Source organism: Erwinia phyllosphaerae, assembly GCF_019132875.1.
GTDB classification, from domain to species: Bacteria; Pseudomonadota; Gammaproteobacteria; order Enterobacterales; family Enterobacteriaceae; genus Erwinia; species Erwinia phyllosphaerae.
In genome coordinates, this window is sequence record NZ_JAHSPF010000001.1 from 272,622 (window position 1) to 294,092 (window position 21,471).

At 63.2% G+C, this 21,471-nt stretch carries 3 protein-coding genes; all 3 read right to left on the bottom strand.

What is annotated here, in order from left to right; translation table 11 throughout:
• Positions 1-43: 43 nt before the first annotated feature.
• The 3 genes from KUE00_RS01270 to KUE00_RS01280 are packed head-to-tail and all read right to left on the bottom strand — an operon-like array spanning position 44 to position 21,455.
• Positions 44-808: an SDR family NAD(P)-dependent oxidoreductase gene (locus KUE00_RS01270; protein ID WP_246757682.1), complete on the bottom strand. Its 765-nt coding sequence runs from the start codon at positions 806-808 to the stop codon at positions 44-46.
• Positions 805-12,531: a non-ribosomal peptide synthetase gene (locus tag KUE00_RS01275; RefSeq protein WP_246757683.1), complete on the bottom strand. Its 11,727-nt coding sequence runs from the start codon at positions 12,529-12,531 to the stop codon at positions 805-807. The genes KUE00_RS01270 and KUE00_RS01275 overlap by 4 nt, the downstream gene beginning before the upstream one ends.
• Complete coding sequence (locus KUE00_RS01280; RefSeq protein WP_246757684.1) at positions 12,528-21,455, bottom strand: non-ribosomal peptide synthetase; 8,928 nt, start codon at positions 21,453-21,455, stop codon at positions 12,528-12,530. The genes KUE00_RS01275 and KUE00_RS01280 overlap by 4 nt, the downstream gene beginning before the upstream one ends.
• Positions 21,456-21,471: the final 16 nt, after the last annotated feature.

Below are 21,471 nucleotides of genomic sequence, written 5' to 3' on the forward strand. Positions count from 1 at the left end.
AACGACCTCGGATAAGTTAGGGTTGTGTTAAAGATGCTGATACTCAGCAGAATCCTGCACCGCCATCAATGGTCAAAATACGACCGTTGAAGTAATCGCACTCCAGCGCAAAACGCAGGCCCTGCCAGATTTCCAGCGGCGTGGCCATGCGTTCCAGCGGAATATTTTTGAGCATGTCGTCCAGCTCGGCCTCCGGCAGCGCGCGGGCCATCGGCGTGTCGGTCAGGCCGGGCGCGATGCCGACCACGCGAATATGGCTGTCGGCCAGCTCCAGCGCCCAGGTGCGGGTCAGCGCGTCCATCCCGGCTTTGGAAGCCGCATAGGCAGACTGGCCGGGGTTACCGGCGCTGGTCACGGAAGAGATGTTGACGATGACGCCGTCGCCCGCCTGCTGCGATCGTATTGCGGCAAATTCCCGGCTCATCAGGTACGTGCCGGTCAGGTTAGCTTCCAGCACGCCGCGCCACTGCGCCGTAGGCAGTTTGCGCACAAAGCTGTCTGCATCCTTCTTCACCAGCAGGCCATCGCGCAGCACGCCAGCGTTATTGACCAGAATCTCCGGCACGCCAAAGTGCATGCTCAGTTCGGTAAAGGTCGCCCGTACTTCCGCTTCGTTGGTGATATCAACGGGCCGGATGGCCAGCGCGTCGCGCCAGGGCTGGCACGCCACCGCCAGCTCTTCCAGCCTGTCGCTCTGCTTGTCGATGGCCACTACCCGACAGCCGCCGCTCAGCAACTGGCGGACGAAAGTCCCGCCGATGCCTCCTGCTGCGCCGGTGACGATGGCAACAGATTTTTCCCAGTTCATGCCGAACCTCCTGTGATAAGCGTTCCTTCGTTACGTAATGCCTGGCGCTGTTCGGGCGTCATTGCGCGCAGACGTAAATAAGCTTCCGCCATTTGACTGGCCCGATCCTTATCGGCATGGGCGTAAATGACGGCGGCAAGCTCGCGTGGCGTGGTTGCTCTGAATACCTCGCCCAGCGGCGGAGAGATCCGGAAGATGCGCACGATGCGCGTATGGATCTGGGTAGCCATTAACGAATGACCGCCCAGCGCGTAGAAATCGTCTTCTACCCCAACCTGCTCAAGCGAGAAGACGGTTTGCCAGATAGCGCACACCGCCGTTTCAACCGGGCCTTCCGGCGGCAGGAAGCTGGCGCTTCTGTTGGTGACTTCAATGTCGGCTAACGCCTTACGGTCGATCTTACCGTTTGCGGTCAGCGGCAGCGCGGGCAGCCGTACCAGCGCCGTGGGCAGCATGTAGCGCGGCAGCGCTTCAGCCAGCGACGCCAGCCAGACCGCGTCTTCCGGCGCGTCTTCTGCCGCCACCAGATAGCCCGCCAGCTGGCCGCCGGACGCCGCGCGGTGGATTGCCGCCGCCGCGTCACGCACGCCAGGCAGCGCGCGCAGCGCCGCGTCGATTTCGCCCAGCTCGATGCGGAAGCCGTTGAGCTTAATCTGGTGGTCAAGCCGTCCCAGCACCTCGATGCGGCCGTCGGCGCGCTCGCGCGCCAGGTCGCCGGTCAGGTAAAGACGGCTGCCCGGCTCCGCGCCGTCCGGGTCGGGACGGAAGGCCCGCGCGGTCCGCGCCGGGTCACGCAGGTAGCCCGTGCTCAGCCCCGCGCCGCCGACAGCCAGCTCGCCGCTGACGCCCGCGGGCAGGCGCTGTCCGGCACCGTCCAGCACGTACAGCGCGGTCTGGCGTATCGGCCCGCCCACCGGCAGCGGCGCGGCCAGCGGTTCGGTCACTTCGGTTTCCGCCGACCAGATGGTGGTCTCCGTCGGCCCGTACAGGTTCCACAGCTGCACGCCGGTCGCCAGCAGGTCGCGCGCCAGCTCCAGAGGCAGCGCCTCGCCGCCGCACCACGCGCGGAAGCCCTCCGGCGGCCGCCAGCCCGCCGCCAGCAGCATGCGCCAGCTGGCCGGGGTGGCCTGCATCACCGTGATGCCGTGGCGCGCTATCAGCTCCGCCAGCAGCGGGCCGCCGGTAGCCTGCGCGGCGGTCGCGATGACCACTTCCGCGCCGCAGCTCAGCGGTAAAAACAGCTCCAGCGCCGCGATGTCAAAGCTCAGCGTGGTGACCGCCAGCAGGCGGTCGGCGGCGTTCAGCCCCGGACTGGTGCAAAAGTGCAGCAGGATATTGGCGAGCGCGCCGTGCGTGACCCGCACGCCTTTGGGCCGTCCGGTACTGCCGGAGGTAAAGATGGTGTAGGCAGGCGCAAGCGGGGAAAGCGCGTCGCCCGGCAGCTCGCCGTCCAGCTGACGCCAGTCGCTGGCGTAGCGCAGCGTCGGCTGGCCGTCGAAGGCCCGCTCGTTAGCGGCATCCACCACCACCAGCTGCGGCGCGGCGTCTTCCAGAATCATCGCCCGCCGCGCGGCCGGATGCGTCGGGTCAACCGGGACGTATTCGGCTCCCGCCCACATCACGCCCAGCAGCGCGGCGAGCATGTCGGCGCCGCGGTCAAGGCACACCGCCACCGCCATCCCCGGCCGCACGCCGTGTCCGGCCAGGCGGCGGGCAAAGTTGCGGCTCTCCGCCAGCAGCTGGCCGTAGCTCAGCTCGCGGTCGGCACCGGACACCGCCCGCTGCGCCGGAGCATGCGCGGCCGCACGGCGGAACAGCTCCGGCAGGCTCGCGTCTGCCTCTTTCTGCCGCGCCATGGTGTGGTGGGAGACAGCGTCCTGCGCCTCCGCCCCGCTGGTCAGCCGCAGCGCGCCAACGTGGGTTGCGCCGTCGGCCAGCTGCGCCAGCATGCCGCGCGTGCCTTCAAGCAGCAGGTTTGCCCGCGTCGCGTCAACCCGCGCCGGATCGAATACCGCCTCCAGCGTCAGCTCCGAGCCGCGCGGCTTAACGTACAGCGAAAAGGCGTAGTGAGGATGGTCGAGCACCTCGGTTACATCCGCGTTCAGGCTGTCAGAAGCCTCCACCAGCCCCTGGCCCAGCGGGTAGTTTTCGTAAATCAGCGCGCTGTCGAACAGCGGCTGTCCGGCGGCAAAGCCCGACCAGCGCTGGATATCGGCAGGCTGAATGTGGGCGTGCCGCTCAATCTCCCCCTGTAAAGCCTGCACCCGAGCGGCCAGCGTGGCGACGGCGGTACCCGGCGCGCAGTTAACGCGCATCGGCAGCGTCTGGATAAACAGACCCACTATATTTTCCGACTGCGCCAGCTCCGCTGGACGGCCGGATAACGTTACGCCAAACAGCGCCTCCTGCCGTCCGCTCAAGCGGGCCAGCGCAATCGCATAGGCGCTCTGCACCAGCGTGTTTACCGTCACCTGCTGGCTGGCCGCCAGCTGCGACAGGCGCTGCGTCAGCGCAGAAGAGAGCTTCGTGGTCACGCGCTGATGAATACCGGTACGCGTGCTCTCTTCACCAACCGGGCTGGCCAGCTCCAGGCCCTGGAAATACTCGCGCCAGAACCGCTCTGCCGTCTCCTGAGTCGCGCCCTGCTGTTGCAGCCAGCGAAGGTAGGTAGCGTAAGAAGGCGCAGAATTTGTCGGCCAGCGCTGGTTCAGCTTCAGCGCGCGATAACACTCGGCCAGGTCGTTAAAGATCAGCGCCATCGACCAGCCGTCCAGCAGCGCATGATGATGCAGCCAGACCAGACGCCACGGCTTACCTTGTTTCCTGAGCAGGCTAACCCGCATCATCGGCGCGACGCTTAAGTCGATACCGCGCTGCCGATCTGCCGCCATGAATGCTTCAAGCTCAGCGGCATTGCCCTGGAGATCGACCGTCTCGAAAGGAACCTGAACGCTACGCCACACCCGCTGCTGCGGATGGTCGAGATCTTCCCAGACAAAGGAGACGCGCAAGGCATCGTGACGATTAATCACCCTGTTCCACGCCTGCGCCAGCAGATCGGCATCCATCTCCTCATGCAGCCGCATCACGATTTGCTCAAGGTAGACTTCGCTCGTGCCGTTTTCTAAGCGGCTGTGAAACAGCATGCCCTGCTGGGTTGGCGTGGCCTTCCACAGGTCAGCAAGATGATTGCCCGCGTCGCCCAGCGCTACCGCCAGGCCGCGCTCTTCCTCGTCGGCCAGCGGAAAATCATGCAGCGTCCAGGCGGCAGAAACATCTTCACAGGCGAGCATTTTTTGCAGCCAGTCAGCGGCGGAATCGAGCATTGCCGTGATGTTTGCAGCTTCCGGAACCCGGTCGTCAAACACGCAACGCAGGGTGAGTTTTCCGGCGCGGATAAAGGCAACGATCTCCAGCGGGAACGGACGTTTACCCTGTGGGTCCTCGTTGTCGCCAACGGCCTCGTCAACCACGGTCAGCCCGCGCTCATCGCTCTCTTCAAACTGGCCCAGATAGTTAAATGAGACCGGCGGCAGCTGTTCAGTATCGCGCAGCTGCCCGTAGCCGTAACCGCCATCGGGAACTTCCCGCAGCGTCTTCTTGACCATCTGTAGCACCGTCATTTCGCTGTCCGTATCTTTCAGATCGAACATCACCGGATAGAGCACGGTAAACCAGCCCGGCGTACGTTCCAGCGCCCAGTCACCGGCGTTATCGCGGCCGTGTCCTTCAAGCGTCAGCGCGATGCGATCTTCATGCGCCCAGCGCCCCATGGCACAGAGCACCGACGTAAGCAGCAGCTCCAGCGGCCTGGCCTTAAGGTGCAGCTGTGAATGATCTGTCAGCCGCTGCGCGATCGGATTGCCAAAAGACTTTTCAATCGTTCTGACCTGCGAGTAGTGGCCGCTGTGCTGTGGCTGAATAAAAGATGGCGCACGAAACTCTTCCGCCGACTTTGTCGCCTGCGCCAGCCAGTAGTCGAGCACCGCCTGCGGCATCTCATACTTCTCCTGCAACGCCAGCCAGCCGCCAAAGCCTGGTGCAGGTGTTGCCAGTTCAACGCCGTCAAGCAGCAGGTTGATCTCGTTCAGCAGGATGCGCCAGGAGACGCCATCAACGATCAGATGGTGGATAACCAGCAGCAGGCGCCCTTCCACCTCCAGTCCTTTATCAAGGTGTACCGCTTTAAACAGCGGCCCCTGTTCCAGATCGAGGCTGCGCTGGGTGGTTTCGACCAGAGAATCCGTGACCTTCTGGTATGCGGCGGCGGAGAGATCGGAAACGTTCAGGCTGCTGTACCAGTCGCCCGCGTTCTCCTCCAGCCGGGCAAACCAGCTCGTCTCTTTTTGCACGAAGCGCAGACGGAACGCTTCGTGCAGGCTGACCAGCCGCTCCAGCGCTTTCTGCAGGCGGTGCGGCTGAATATGCTGCGGCACGCGAAGCATCACCGCCTGGTTCCAGTGCGCCCGGTCAGACAGCTCCAGCTCAAAGAACCAGCGCTGCACTGGTGACAGCGGCAGCAGGCCTACAGGCGCGGTATAGTCCGACTGTTGCTCGTTGTGCGCAGGCACGATAACCGCCGCCAGCTCGCGGATGGTTGGCTGCTCGAACAGGTGGCGCGGCGTCATCGCCCAGCCTTTACGGCGCATCTCGGCGGCAATTTGCATAGCCAGAATCGAGTCGCCGCCCACTTCAAAAAAGTTCTCTGTGACCCCTAAGGTCAGGTGCGGCAAGAGCTTCTGCCATATCGCCACCAGTTCGCTTTCAATCTCGCTTTCTGGTGCCACTACCGCAGACGCAGGCTCCGTCACGGCGGCAAGCTTCGTCAGCGCCGCGTAGTCAGTTTTGCCGTTAGGCGTCAGCGGCCATGAGGTAACGGCAACAATGCGCTGCGGCAGCATATAGTCGGGCAGATGGTGACGTAGTGCGGCAATCAGCGACGCGGCTTCCTGCGCCGCCGGGCCCATGGCCCAGGCCACCAGCTGTCCCGGTTTTTCCACGCAGACGCGCACGGCGCTGCGGGTCACGCCAGGCTGGCGCGCCAGCACGGCTTCAATGTCGGCCAGCTCGATGCGGTTACCGCGCAGTTTGATCTGGCTGTCGCTGCGCCCGGCGTATTGCAGGCCGCCTTCCGGTAGCCAACGCACTACATCACGGGTGCGGAACATGCGTTCACCCGGCTGCGTTGAGAAAGGATCAGGGCGGAAATTTGCTGCCGTTTCCGAAGCGCGATCCCAGTACCCTCGGGCTACGCCAGCGCCGCCAATCCATAGCTCGCCATAAATACCGACGCCTGCGGGCTGCATGTACTGGTCAAGCACGTAAACGGAGACGCCATCGATCGGCTCGCCGATGCTCACTACTTCACCGACATCGCCACCATAGCAGGCGAAAGTGGTGTCGATGGTGGTTTCGGTCGGGCCATAGAGATTAATCAGCGGCACGCCGAGCACGTCGTTAAAGCGTTCAACGGTCGAGGCCTGGAGCGCCTCCCCGCCAACAAACACGCGCTGCAAGGAGGTACAGGCAGCCAGCTCTGGCAATCGGGTCACTATATCCAGCACGCCCGGCACCAGTTGCAGCACGGTTATCGCATGCCGCTGCACGGCTTCCAGCATCGCTATCGCATCGTTTTGCACACCGTCGGCAGGTAAAACCAGGGTTGCGCCCGCCATTAACGGCGCCCAGAACTCCCAGACGGAAGCATCAAAACCAACCGGGGTTTTTTGCAGTACGCGGTCGCCCGGCGCGAGCGGGAAACGACGCTGCATCCAGGCCATGTGGTTAGCCAGCGCGCCCGTCGGAATACCAATCCCTTTTGGTCGCCCGGTCGATCCTGAGGTGAACAACAGGTAGGCCAGCGTGGCCGGATGGGCCTGCGGCAGTGCCGGTAACGGATAAGGCGTTTCCGGCAAGGCATCCAGGGCAAACAGATGGCCGGCATCGCTTGCCACCGGCAGAATATGTTGCAGCGCCTGCACGGTTAACGTCGCCTGCGGCCTGACGTCCGCCAGAATTTCCGCCAGCCTGCCCTGCGGCAGATAAGGCGCCAGCGGCACGTAAGGACAGGCAGCCTTCATGGCGGCCAGCATGGCGACAACCAGATCGGGCGAGCGCTCAAACAACAAGGCTACCGGCACATCCGGACGCAGCCCGGCACGCTGCATCTGCGCGGCCAGCTCGTTAGCGCGTCGATCCAGCGTTGCATAGTCCATCTCGCCATCGGCGCTCACTACCGCCAGCGCCTGCGGATGACGCTCTACTATTGTCTGAAATGCCTGTAGCACCGGCTGCGATACAGCGCTGGCACCGCAAGAGCGCTGTGCTATTTCGTCCCTTTCTTCTGTCGAAATAAGCGCCATGCTGTCACATATCTCTTCCGCGCCCTCGAGCAGGGCTTCAGCCGCAAGCAGATAGCTGGCACCCATAGCCTCCACCTGTGCGGCCGGGAACAGCGTGCCGTCACAGGTTAAAATCAAGTGCAGCGTGCCCTGTTGCCGATCGACGCTGAAGCTGGTTGCCAGCGGTATATCCAGCGCCTGACTGCCTGCGGCGTTAAGGACTTTCACCGGATCAAACCTGTCGCGCCCACGGGTGACCGTATCGTTGTAGACGTGAAAATCTACAAAGTTAAAGGTGGTTTCAAACAGCGTTCTGTTTTGCAGCATGCGGCGCAGCTCGGTCATGGCAAAACGTCGGTGCGGCAGCTGGGCGCTTTCTGCCTGGCGGACGGCTTCCAGCAGCTCGCTGCCTGTTAATCCGCCGGTATTGATACGCATTGGCAGCGTGTTAAGGAAGAGTCCCAGCGCCTCGGCACTGCCTGCGCTTTCGGGTCGGCCGTTGGTCACCAGGCCCGTCACGACTTCGCGTTCGCCGCTCCAGTGGGCCAGCACACGCATATGAATGGCCAGCAGCACGCTTTTTAGCGGCACGCCTTTTTCTTGTGCCAGCGCTGTCAGGCCCCGATATAAGGCTGGCGGCAAGGCAGTTTCGTAGTTAGCCTGCGCGGCCTCTGCGTTCTTAGCGATAAACGGCCAGCGCGGTAAGGTAGTCACCGGCAGATCTTTCAGCTGCTTCTGCCAGAACGTATGGTCACGCGTGCTGTGCAGCGCCTGCTGCTCCAGATGAATAAAGTCGCGGAAGATCTGCTGTGGTTCCGTCGCTTCTGCGGCTTCGCCATGCAGCAAGGCAGTCAACAGTGACGCCAGGCTCCAGCCATCCAGAATGACGTGATGCAGGGCAACGGTGACCTGCCAGCGGCTGTCGTCAAGGCGCTGGAACAGCAGGCGCAGCAGCGGCGGTTTAGCCAGATCGAATCTCTCTTCGCGCAGGCGCTGCTGCGCACGACCAATCAGGGTAAGCTGAGCCACTTCGCTGGCTTCCCGCAAATCTTCTTCTTCGATCAAAGGTTCTGCCTGCGCATAAACCCATTGCAGGGGCCGACTGTAGCCCGCCAGTGAAAAGCCCGTACGCAGCACCGGATGCACGGCTATCAGCTTGTTCATCCGCTGGCGTACCACGTCCGTGTCCATCGCCGGGTTATCCAGCAGATAGCTGACCACGTTGTGATAGAGCCGATTCGTTTCATCAGCGCCGTTATGGAACAGCATACCGGCCTGGAGCTCGCTGAGCGGATAGCCGTCCACCGCCCCCTCCGGAACGGCGCGGCGATCTTCTTCCGTCAGCAGCGCAAAGGCTTCAATGCGCGGCGCTTCGGCGGCCTGAACGGGTGCGCTATTACTTTCCGTCAGGCGTTCGATGGTGAGCTTCTGGAACAGGTCTTCAATGTTCAGGCGGATACCCTGCGCGGCGGCTTGCGTTACCACGCGGATACTGAGGATCGAGTTGCCGCCCAGAGAGAAATAGTTGTCGGTGATGCCCACCTGCTCCACGCCCAGTACATCCTGCCAGATGGCAGCAAGCGTTTTCTGTTCCGGCGTGCGAGGCTGCACATAAGAGGTATTACGGATCTGCGGCTGAGGCAACGCCTTGCGGTCGATCTTGCCGTTTGCGGTCAGCGGCAGCGCGGGCAGCCGTACCAGCGCCGTGGGCAGCATGTAGCGCGGCAGCGCTTCAGCCAGCGACGCCAGCCAGACCGCGTCTTCCGGCGCGTCTTCTGCCGCCACCAGATAGCCCGCCAGCTGACCGCCGGACGCCGTGCGGTGGATTGCCGCCGCCGCGTCACGCACGCCCGGCAGCGCGCGCAGCGCCGCGTCGATTTCGCCCAGCTCGATGCGGAAGCCGTTGAGCTTAATCTGGTGGTCAAGCCGTCCCAGCACCTCAATGCGGCCGTCGGTGCGCTCGCGCGCCAGGTCACCGGTCAGGTAAAGACGGCTGCCCGGCTCCGCGCCGTCCGGGTCGGGACGGAAGGCCCGCGCGGTCCGCGCCGGGTCACGCAGGTAGCCCGTGCTCAGCCCCGCGCCGCCGACAGCCAGCTCGCCGCTGACGCCTGCGGGCAGGCGCTGTCCGGCACCGTCCAGCACGTACAGCGCGGTCTGGCGTATCGGCCCGCCTACCGGCAGCGGCGCGGCCAGCGGTTCGGTCACTTCGGTTTCCGCCGACCAGATGGTGGTCTCCGTCGGCCCGTACAGGTTCCACAGCTGCACGCCGGTCGCCAGCAGGTCGCGCGCCAGCTCCAGAGGCAGCGCCTCGCCGCCGCACCACGCGCGGAAGCCCTCCGGCGGCCGCCAGCCCGCCGCCAGCAGCATGCGCCAGCTGGCCGGGGTGGCCTGCATCACCGTGATGCCGTGGCGCGCTATCAGCTCCGCCAGCAGCGGGCCGCCTGTCGCCTGCGCGGCGGTCGCGATGACCACTTCCGCGCCGCAGCTCAGCGGTAAAAACAGCTCCAGCGCCGCGATGTCAAAGCTCAGCGTGGTGACCGCCAGCAGGCGGTCGGCGGCGTTCAGCCCCGGACTGGTGCAAAAGTGCAGCAGGATATTGGCGAGCGCGCCGTGCGTGACCCGCACGCCTTTGGGCCGTCCGGTACTGCCGGAGGTAAAGATGGTGTAGGCGGGCGCAAGCGGAGAGAGCGCGTCGCCCGGCAGCTCGCCGTCCAGCTGACGCCAGTCGCTGGCGTAGCGCAGCGTCGGCTGGCCGTCGAAGGCCCGCTCGTTAGCGGCATCCACCACCACCAGCTGCGGCGCGGCGTCTTCCAGAATCATCGCCCGCCGCGCGGCCGGGTGCGTCGGGTCAACCGGGACGTATTCTGCCCCCGCCCACATCACGCCCAGCAGCGCGGCGAGCATGTCGGCCCCGCGGTCAAGGCACACCGCCACCGCCATGCCCGGCCGCACGCCGTGTCCGGCCAGGCGGCGGGCAAAGTTGCGGCTCTCCGCCAGCAGCTGGCCGTAGCTCAGCTCGCGGTCGGCACCGGACACCGCCCGCTGCGCCGGGGCATGCGCGGCCGCGCGGCGGAACAGCTCCGGCAGGCTCGCGTCTGCCTCTTCCTGCCGCGCCATGGTGTTGTAAAGGCCCGCTTCCTGCACCTGCCGCGCCGCATTGTCCTGGCGGGCGGCCTCTTCCGACCATGCGCCCGCGTTGTCCTCACGGACGGTATTTTTCGCCTGCTGGGCCGCGTTGCCCTGACGAATGGTTTTTGTCACCGCGCTGTCCTGATAAACAGCGTCCTGCGCTTCCGCCCCGCTGGTCAGCCGCAGCGCGCCAACGTGGGTTGCGCCGTCGGCCAGCTGCGCCAGCATGCCGCGCGTGCCCTCAAGCAGCAGGTTTGCCCGCGTCGCGTCAACCCGCGCCGGATCGAATACCGCCTCCAGCGTCAGCTCCGTGCCGCGCGGCTTAACGTACAGCGAGAAGGCATAGTGAGAATGTTCTGCCGTTGCGTCAGCGTTCAGGCTGGCTTCACCTGTCCCCGGTTCTGCACAGATCAGCACGCTGTCGTAAAATGACCAATCGGCAGCAAAGCCCGCCCAGCGCTGGATATCGGCAGGCTGCACGTCGGCGTGCCGCTCAATTTCTTCCTGCGAAACCTGCACCTGTTCAAAAAACGCAGCGACGTCGGTGCCCGGCGCGCAGTCGATGCGCATCGGCAGCGTCTGGCTAAACAGGCCCGCTATATTTTCCGACTGCGCCAGCTCCGCTGGACGGCCGGATAACGTTACGCCAAAAATCGTCTCCTGTCGTCCGGTCAGGCGGGCCAGCGCGACCGCGTAAGCGCTCTGCACCAGCGTGTTTACCGTCACCTGCTGACTTATTGCCAGCGGCGACAGGCGCTGCGTCAGCGCAGAAGAGAGTTCGGTGGTCAGGCGCTGATGAGCGCCGTTACGCGCGCGCTCTTCGCCAACCGGGCTGGCCTCCACGCCATGCAGGTAGTCGCGCCAGAACCGCTCCGTCTGCCCATCGGGATGGGCATGCTGCTCGCCTGTGCGCACTTCAGCTAACGGCGCGGAACCCAGGCATTCGGCCCACTCACCGGCGGTCGCGTCCGCGCGGTCGCTGATTTTATTCAGCAGCAGCTCAAAATCGCCGATCACTTTTTCGGCGGTTGCGTCGTCAATTTTACTGCGGTCGTAGCCGAGCTTTAACGAAACCTCGCCCTCTTTCGGCACCATCGTCAGCGCCAGCGGGTAATGAGTGCGCTCATACATATCGATCCCGCTCATTTCGAAAGGCAGCTGCTCGCTTAAACGCAGATCGCCAACGGGAAAGTTATCGATAATCAGCAGGCTTTCAAACAGGGAGGTTCCCTGCGGCACGCCGCTGCAGGTCTGAATATCTGACAGCGCGCTGTAGGAGTAGCGTTGCAGGGCAAATTGCGCTTCCTGCACTTCCGCCAGCCAGTCAGCAAGCTTCCTCTGCGGCTCCGGCCGCAGGCGCAGCGGCAGCGTGTTGATTAACAGCCCGACGATGTTATCGACGCCGGGCAGCTCAATCGCACGTCCCGATAAGGTTACGCCAAAGGTCACGTCATCTCTGCGCGCGTAGTGGCCGAGCAGCACCGCCCAGCCCGCCATCAGCAGCGTGCCGACGCTGACCTTGCAGGCGGAAGCGACGTTAGCCAGCTCCGGCACCTTCAGGCTGTGACGGCGCTCGGCAAAATCTTTCTCTCCTGCACCGGTCGGCTTATCGATGCCCAGCGGCGTCGGCGTCTGCAGGTCGCCCAGTATGCTTTGCCAGAAATCGCGGGCGGCGTCCTGCGACTGTCCCTCCAGCCACGTGAGGTAATCAGAGAACGGCCTGGAGGCGGCTTCCGTCCTGTTGCCCGTCATCAGCTGGAAAAAATCCTTCAGCAGCAGCTGTACCGACCAGCCATCCAGCAGCAGATGGTGATGGCTCCAGACCAGCCGCCACTCCCGCTCGCTGAACCGCACTAAAATAAAGCGCATCAGAGGCGGTCGGTTGAGGTTAAAGCCCTCCTGACGGTCATCATCCAGCAGCCTCTGAAAGGCGGTTTCCTGTACGTCGCCGCTGCGATCGCGCCAGTCGTAGACCGTTAGCGGCACGGAAACTTTTTCCAGCACGACCTGCAGCGGATCGCGCTGGCCTTTGGTCACAATACCCGTGCGCATAATGGCGTGCCGCTGGGCCAGTAACGCCAGCGCTTGCTCGAACTGTTGCGGATCGATATCGCCATCCAGCCGACAAAACAGCTGTTCGAAATAGGCGGCGCTGTCGGGCGCATACATCGCGTGGAACAGCACGCCCATCTGCAAAGGCGTTAGCTTATGGGCGCTTTCAATACGGATTTTCGCTTTCACACTGGTGTTCATTGGTCGTCCTCGGTTAAATCGCTCAAAATGGCAGACAACTCTGAGTCACTGAGCTGAACCCCGGAGACATCGCTGCTCTGGAGGTCAACCGGCTCGGCGAGGCGACAATGTTCGGCCAAATCGTGCAGGGCGTGCTGATAGTGGTTGAGCAATGTTTGCATCGCGGCATCGGCGGCGGTGTCGGCATAGGCCAACGAAAACCGCAGCCGACCCGCCACAAGCATTACCGTGACGTTCAGAGCATGAGGCAGTAGCTGATACGCGGCCTGGCCAGGCCCGGCTTCGCGCCGGGAAAGCCGGATAGCCATCGCGGACGAGGCTGACATGGCCGTGTCGCCCAGGTAGTTAAAGCTGATGGACGGTGGTGCCGGTTCGCAGAGGTCAGGCGTCTGTTGCAGATAGCGTAAAACGCCGTAGCCGTGGCCGCCGGAAGGGATATGGCGCAGGGTTTGCTTGACGTTATCAACGGTGTCGGCCCAGCCGCTGCCGGTCGCAATCCGCAGCGGGAACAGCGCGGTAAACCAGCCCACGCTGCGCGAGAGATCCATCGCGGCATCCTGAAACGCTTCACGACCGTGCGTTTCCAGCTCAATGGCCAGATGCGCGTTGCCGCACCAACGGTGCCATGCCTGCGCCAGCGCGGTCAGCAGCAGCTCTTGCCCACGGCTGTGGTAGACCTGGTGCGCATCGCCGGTCAGGAGATCGCTGGTCTCTCTGTCCAGCTCGGCAAAGATGACCTGGCGATCGCCGACACAGCCTTTGCGGGGCATTGCCGCTGGCGGCGTTCCGGCGTCCAGCATGTTTCGCCAGTAAGGTATCTGTGAAGTAAAGTCTGTGGCGTGCTGGCTGAGCCACTGTGACCACTGGCGATAGCTGGTGCCTTCCTGCAGGACGCGGATCGGCGTGCCGCTATGCAGCGAGGTATAGATGGAGGCCAGATCCTCTGTCAGGATGCGTAACGACCAGGTATCCATGATCAGATGATGCGCGATCAGCACCAGCTCGGGCTGGTTCGTTTCTCCGGCATCGCGATAAGCAGCGCGCACGAGCGGCCCTGTGGAAAGATTAAGCAGCGACTGAAGCTCGGCTTCCCGGACGGCCGCCTGCTGATGCGAGGCGGGCAGCAGTTCAAGCGGAATAGCCGCAGCGGCGCTGTAATGCTGCTGCCAGACGCCGTCGACCTGTTCAAAACGCAGACGCAGCGCCGGATGCAGTTTCACCAGCTCGTTCAGCGCCTGCTGGAGCAGCTGCGGCGTCATCCGCGCCTGTAGCTCCAGGCGGATGCTCAGGTTCCAGTGCGCGACGGCAGGCAGGTTTTGCGCAAAATACCAGTGCTGGATCGGCGCCAGCTCCACCTTCGCGCTGTCCGGCTCCGGCTCATGGGTGTCGAGCACGCTGGCCATAGCGGCAAGCGCCGCCACGGTGCGATGCTGCAAGACCATTCTCGGCGTCACCGACCATCCTTCCTGACGGGCCAGCGAGGTGATTTGCAGCGCGATAATGGAATCGCCGCCCAGCGAAAAATAGTCATCGTGCAGATCGATATCGTCGCGGCCAAGCGCCTGCGACCAGATTTGCAGCAGCGTTGCTTCCACCGGCCTGAGCGTCTTGCCATCAACGGACTGGCGCGGCGCGGCTGTCGGAAGAGGTAAAGCGTTGCGGTCAATCTTACCGGCAGGCGTTAATGGCCATCTGGCGAGCGGTACAATGGCACCCGGCACTTCGAACGCGGCCGCATGCTTCACCATGTAATCGCGCAGTTCGTCTGCATCGGTGCCTTTTTCGGCTACGACCCAGGCGATCAGCGACTGGCCGTTTTCCACCGTCCGGATCATCGCCAGCGCTTCCCGCACGGCAGGATGCCCCTGCAACAGCAGCTCTACGCCATTAAGATCGATGCGGTTGCCCCTGAGCTTGGCGTAACCGCCGGTACGGCCCGCATATTTGATGCGGCCATCCGGCAGGCGAATAGCGGTGTCTCCGGTACGGTAGAGCCGCGCGCCGGGCACGCCGCTCAGGTGATCCGGGATAAAGACGCCAGCCGTCAGGGCAGGCCTGCCGATATAGCCACGAGCCAGGCTATCACCGCCCAGGAAGATCTCTCCGGTCACGCCCGGCGGGACAGGATTCCCCCATGGATCAAGCAGATACATTGGAATACCCTGGAGCGGCAGCCCCAGCGGCGGCGTAATGGTGTTTACGTCACAAGGTTCAATCGCCACGCACACCGTACATTCCGATGGGCCGTAAGCATTGAAAACCCGGCGGCTTTTCGCCCAGTGCGCCATCATGCCCGGCGCTGAGGCATCGCCACCCACAATCAGGGTATGGAGAGAAGGCAAGGCGTAATCCGCCAGCAGTCCCAGCAACGCTGGCGTGACCAGCACGTGGGTAAAGTGGTGGCGTTCGGCGGCCTGATTCAGCGCGGCCAGCACGTCGCCTTCGGCATCATTATCCGGCAGCACCAGCGCGCCGCCGCCAAACAGCGCCATCATCATTTCCCATACCGAGGCATCGAAACTCAGCGGAGCCTGCATATAGACTCTGGCGTTAGCATCCGTCCCCAGCATCCGCGCCGTTTCCGCCTGCAAATTGGCGATACCGGCATGGGAGACGCCTACCGGCTTGGGCTTGCCGGTAGAGCCGGAGGTATAAATCAGATAGGCCAGGTTGTTGGCGGTCAGGCTGGTACAGGCGACGGGACGGACCTGCGCCGTAAAGTCGAAGCTGTCCAGCAGCAGCAGCGCATCCGGCAGCGCGGTCAGTTTCTCTATGGACTGCGCCTTATCGCTGAGCAACATCACTGCCCGGCTGTCCCGCAGCATGTAATCCAGACGGTCGACCGGATACTGGGCATCGAGCGGCAGATAAACCCCGCCCGCTTTCAGGATCGCCAGGAACGAGATCACGGCTTCCGGCCCGCGCGACAGCATGACCGCCACCACGGATTCTGGCCCCACGCCCTGCTGTTGTAACGTCGCGGCCAGCGCGTCGGCCTTCTGATTGAGCTGGCTGTAGTCGTATCTTGTTTCGCCCTGCAACAGCGCCGGAGCCTGCGGCTGGCGGCTAACGCTATTTGCAAACATCTGGTGCGCCAGCACTGGCGACGCGGCGTTGAATGCGCCTGCGTTCCATACCTGGCGGGCGCTTACCTGCTCCTCTTCCGCCAGCAGATCCAGCGTACTCAGCTTGCGATCCGGATCCTCGACCATTTTACCGATCAAATCAGTTAATCGCTTAAGCAGCAGGGCCGCCGCTGCGTCATCAAAAGTGGCGCAGTTATAATCAAGCTTAATTTTCAGGCCGTTCTCGGGAAGTACCGCCAGCGTGACCGGATAGTTTGAGTGTTCCTTATAGGCAAACTCCACCAGCCGGAAGCCCTTACCGTTATCTTCCGGCGCGCCGCCGGGATAGTTTTCAATCACCAGCACGCTGTCAAACAGCGTCCCGTCGCCTTCCAGGCCGCTCCAGCGCTGGACGTCAACCAGGCGGTCGTGGCTGTGCTCTTGTAAATCAGCCTGAAACTGCCGGGCTTTATGCAGCAGGTCGCGCACGCTCATGTCGGGCCGCAGGCGTAAACGCAGGGGTAAGGTATTGATAAAAAGCCCGATCATTTTATCAACGTCCTCTACGCCTGCCTCGCGGCCGGAAAGCGTGCTGCCAAACACCACGTCGTTGCCGTGGCCGGAGAGCGCCAGCAATATTCCCCAGGCCGCATTAAAGACGTTGCCCAGCGAAACCCCGGCCTCGCGCGCGGTTGTGCGGACGGCCTGCTCCTGTTCCGGCGGCAGGGTTACCAGCAGGTAGTGATAATCCGCGGACGGCTGCTGCTGAGGGCTCAGCAGCGTGGGACGTTGCAGGCCAGACAGCGCGTTCTGCCAGAAAACCTTACCGCTTTGCCCGCTGGCGTGCTGCACCAGCCTGGCGATATGACGCCCATACTGTACCGGCGGCGGCAGCGTCGGCTGTGCGGCCGCCGCCAGGCTTTCATAAATTTCTACCAGCTCGCCCATCAGTAAAGGCAGCGACCAGCCGTCCATTAAAATGTGGTGATAGCTGCATACCCAGCGCCAGCTGTCGTGGTCCATCCTGGCCAGCATCACTCGCAGCAGAGGTGCCGCGCTTAAATCGAACGTTTCAGCCGCATCCTGCTGTAAAAACGTCGCAAGCCGTTCGGTCGCATTTTCGCCGCGCCAGTCAGCTACCGTAACCGGCAGTTCGGCCGTGGCATGAACGATTTGCAGCGGGCGCGGCAGGTCCTGCCAGTGGAAGCTGGTACGCAAAATATCATGTCGGGAGATCAATATTTTCCAGGCTTCGATAAACAACTCTGGATTTAGTCGTTCAAGCAGGGCCACCGCCTGCTCGTGGTAAGCATGGTTTTCGGGTTCGGCGACGCTGTGGAACAGCATCCCTTCCTGCAAAGGCGACAAGGGATAGGCGTCCGTCACGGCTTGCTTGCCGACCAGCGCCTCAAACTGAATCTGCCGGATGTTGGCCAGCGGGAAATCGGCGACCAGCAGCGGCCGGGCGCTCAGCTCGCTAAGAAGCTGCTGTAAATGCAGCTGTAGCGCATCGGCCCAGCCTTCGACGATCTCGGGTTTCAGCACGTTGCGGCAATAGTTCCAGTAAAACCGCAGCTCGCCGCCAATCACTACGGCGACCAGATCCAGGGTAAAGGCCCTGACGTTGCCGACAGCGCGATCGACGCTGCTGATATCGTGACGCAGCACAAACTCGCCTTCCTGCTGCTCGGGAAGCAGGCCCAGGTAGTTCAGGCTCAGGGCTGGCAGATCGGCCTCGTCGAGCGTGGCCCGGACTTCTTCATCGTCGCCCAGCCAGCGGACTAAACCATATTCGGCTTTGTGCGGTGCCAGCTCAAGCAGCGAGGATTCGATCCCGGCCAGCAGTTCAGCCGACGCCAGCGCGGGCTGTCCGCGATACAGGAAAGGATAGAGGCTGGTGAACCAGCCCAGCGTGCGGGAGAGATCGGCATCCGTATCTACATCGCGACCGTTGTGTTCCAGCGTTACCGCCAGCGGTTGCTCATTAAAAAGCCGCCACAGCGCGGCACACAGCAGCGCAGAGGCGCGGGCTTCACTGCCTCTGGCGAGCAGCTGTAAAAACAATGCGCTGCTTTCCAGCGAGAGCGTGCGGCTACAGACGGTTAGTCCCTGTTCTCTGTTCAGCCCCTGCACTGCCGCAAAATCACGGAATGGCGAAGGGTAGCCCTGCGCCGCCATCGTCAGCCAGCGCTGAGGATCGGCACGCTCCGCTGCGGCTTGCAGAGAACGGCTCCAGTCGGCCAGGTCGGTGGCAACCGGGGCCAGCGCAATCTCTTGCTCTTTCAGCAGCTGTTTTAGCGCTAGGTCAAGATCGTCCAGCAGGATGTGCCAGGAAACCGCGTCAACCGCAATATGGTGGATCACCAGCATCAGGATATCAGCCATGCCCGCGTGCTGGATCAGCACGGCGCGGGCAACCGGGCCGTCATCAAGAGAGAGCTCCTGCTGCGCCTGAAGGATGGCCGCATCCCTCTCTGCCTGAGAGTTAACGGGGCGGATCGCAAGCGGGAAAGGTTCCTGCATGACTTCGGCCAGGGAGAGGCTCTCCACGCTGTCGTAGTCCAGGCGCAGCCTGAAGGCATCGTGATGCTGTCCCACCGCTTTCAGCGCGCGGGCAAGCAGAGCTGGCGCAACGGGGCGTACTATTTCAAGCGCCAGCGACTGATTCCAGTGCGCGGGCTCGGGCAATTTTAAAGCCTGGAACCAGGCGATAATCGGCGTGGCTGGCAAAGGGCCTGACGGACAGCGGGCTTTTTGTTGTAGCGCTACGTTGCCTTTAGAGGTATCAGCCACCGCCGCAAGCTTGCGGAGAGTAGTGAAAAGCAGGGCCTGCTTAGGCGTGATACCGATTCCTGCGGCCCTGGCTCTGGAAACCACCTGTAGCGAACTGATGCTGTCGCCGCCCAGCGTGAAGAAGTTGTCGTCGATGCCCGGCTCCGGAACAGAGAGCACCTCGCTCCAGATGGTAGCCAGCGCTTTTTCCACCCCGGTACGCGCTTCGCCACCCGCCGATACCGTGACTTCCGGCTTCGGCAGCGCCTTACGATCAAGCTTGCCGTGGGCCGTCAGCGGCAGCTGCGCCAGCGGCATAATCACCGCGGGCACCATGTGCTCCGGCAGCGTTGCCGACAGCGCCCCGCGCAGCGCCTGCGGCCCCTCGCCGCCCACCACGTAGGCCACCAGACGCGGCTGGCCCTGCGCCGGGATATCCAGCAGCACCGCCGCGTCGCGGACCCCCGCCTGCGCCCGCAGCGCCGCCTCGATTTCGCCCGGCTCGATGCGGTAGCCGCGCAGCTTCAGCTGCTGGTCCGCCCGTCCCTGGTACACCAGCCGGCCGTCCGGCCGGCGGCGCGCCAGGTCACCCGAGCGGTAAAGCCGCGCTCCCGGCGCGCCGTACGGGTCCGGCACGAAGCGCTGCGCCGTCAGCGCCGCCCGGCCCAGATAGCCCCGCGTCACGCCCGCGCCGCCCACGTACATCTCGCCCGTTACCCCCGCCGGCACCGGCTCGCCGTAGCGGTCCAGCACCTGCACGTGTAAATCCGCCAGCGGCGCGCCTATCACGCTGCCCTGCGCCATGCTTTCTGCCGTCAGCGTATATTCGGTGACGTGCACCGTGGTTTCGGTGATGCCGTACATGTTGACCAGCCGCACCCGCTCGCCGTGCTGCGCGAACCACGGCGCCAGGCTGCCCGGCTCCAGCGCCTCGCCGCCAAACAGCACCAGCCGCAGCGCCGCAAAGTCCCGCCCGGCCGATACCGCCGTCAGCTGGCGGAACGCCGCCGGGGTCTGGCTCAGCACGCTTACCGACTCCGCCTCCAGCAGCTGCGCAAAACGCTCCGGGTCGCGGCTGCTCAGGTAAGGCACCACCACCAGCCGCCCGCCGTGCAGCAGCGCGCCCCAGATTTCCCACACCGAGAAGTCGAACGCGTAGGAGTGGAACAGCGTCCAGACGTCCGACCCGCTAAAGCCGTAGTGTTCAGTGGCGGTAAACAGCCGCACCACGCTGGCGTGGCTGACCACGCAGCCCTTCGGCTGCCCGGTGGAGCCGGAGGTGTAGATAACGTAGGCGGCCTGCTGCGGATGCAGCGCGCGCGGCGGAGCCTGACTGTCATCCCGGCGCGAATCGTCCGCTGCAAGGCTTACCGCCTGCACGTCCAGCCCGGCCAGCGCCGCCAGGCCCGTGTCGTCGGCCACCGCCAGCCGGATACCGCTGTCGGCGGCCAGGAAGGCGAGGCGCTCGGCGGGATAAACCGGGTCCAGCGGCACGTACGCGCCGCCCGCCTTGAGGATGCCGAGGATACCCACCAGCAGGCCGGGACCGCGCCCGACGCTCAGGCCCACCAGGCTTTCGTGCGGCCCGGTGCCGACGCCCTGCTCGCGCAGCCGCCAGGCCAGCGCGTTAGCCGCGCTGTCGAGCGCCGCATAGGTCAGCCGCTCGCCCTCGTAGCTGATCGCCACCCGATCGGCATAGCGCGCTGCGGCTGACTCAAATTGCGCACAAAGATCGGTAGCCCTCGTCGGTGATGCAGGCGGTGTGATAAGAGCATCCGCCAGCTTTACCCGGTCAATTGCCTGGCCCGGGGTCAGCACTTCAGCCTCCAGTAAGCGCTGATAGCACGCCATCCAGGCACGGGCGACCTCGGGTAAAATACGCTCGCGACGGAATTCGAAGGTTGCGGTCAGCGCCTCGCCGTCCTGCTTCAGCAGCAGCGTGAGGTCGAATTTAGCCTGGGCCGGATAAACATCGACCGGCTCGATTTGCAGATCGGTAAACGCAAATTCGGTTGCGGAAATATTCTCGAAGGCGAACATGGCCGTAAACGGCACGCTGTTGGTATTTTCACGCGGGGTTTGCTTCAGCAATTTCTCATAGCTGGCCTCTTCGTGCTCCAGCGCATCCAGCACGCTGGTTGCACAGCGGCGAACCAGACTGTCAAAGGTATCGTCCCGGCTTATTTCATCGCGGATAACCAGCGTATTCACAAAATAGCCGACGATATTTTCCAGCTCACTGCGCTTTCGGTTGGCAACCGGAAAACCGATACAGACATCGTCAGCCTGGGTTAACCGGTGCAGCAGCGCCATAAAGCCTGCCAGCAGAGTGACAAACAGCGTGGTATGGCGTTCGCGGGCGTAGCCGTTAAGTTTTTGCAGAAAGTCAGCGTCAAAACGTTGCTGAACGATGCCGCAGGCGTTCTCTTGCTCCGCTTCGTCAGTCTCACAGCCGGGTAACGCAACCGCAGGCTGCAAATGATGCGCCGTTCCAGCCTCGCCTGCCTGATTTGCCGTCCGCTTAGCTTCCGCTTCTTCCCATTCGGCATAGTCAGCATACTGTAAAGGAAGCTCGGCAAGCGTCGCAGGCAGACTGGCTACGCGGGCATTGTAGAAATGGCTTAGCTCACGCAGCAGAATAGCGACCGACCAGCCGTCGCAGGCAATATGGTGAACGACCATGGAAAGAATATGATGGTCATCGTTTAACTGGTAAACGCGAGCGCGAAAAACGGGAGCCAGCTGCAAATTGAAAGGCTCGGCGGCATCCTCTGCCAGTTTTTTCTCCAGCTGTGCTTCGTTAATACGGATAAGCGGCAGCGCCAGATTGTCTTCGGCAGGATGAATGCGCTGCATCGGGCTGTCGTCGATAATGCCATAGCTGGTACGCAGAATTTCATGGCGCTGCTGTAAATCGGCCAGCGCCTGGCGCAGCGCCTGATAATGAAACTTACCGCGACAGCGCAAGGCAAAAGGAATGTTGTAACTTACGTCCGCTTCATTGATTTCGGCCAGCGTCCAGAGTCGCCGCTGGGCCGAGGATAAAGGAAATATCAGGGCTTCAGAATCATCGTAAAAATTATTCACCGCGCTCGCTCCTTGT

Coding starts and splice junctions, on each gene's coding strand:
- KUE00_RS01275 (WP_246757683.1), bottom strand. CDS start 12,531: ATGAACACCAGTGTGAAAGCGAAAATCCGTATTGAAAGCGCCCATAAG.
- KUE00_RS01270 (WP_246757682.1), bottom strand. CDS start 808: ATGAACTGGGAAAAATCTGTTGCCATCGTCACCGGCGCAGCAGGAGGC.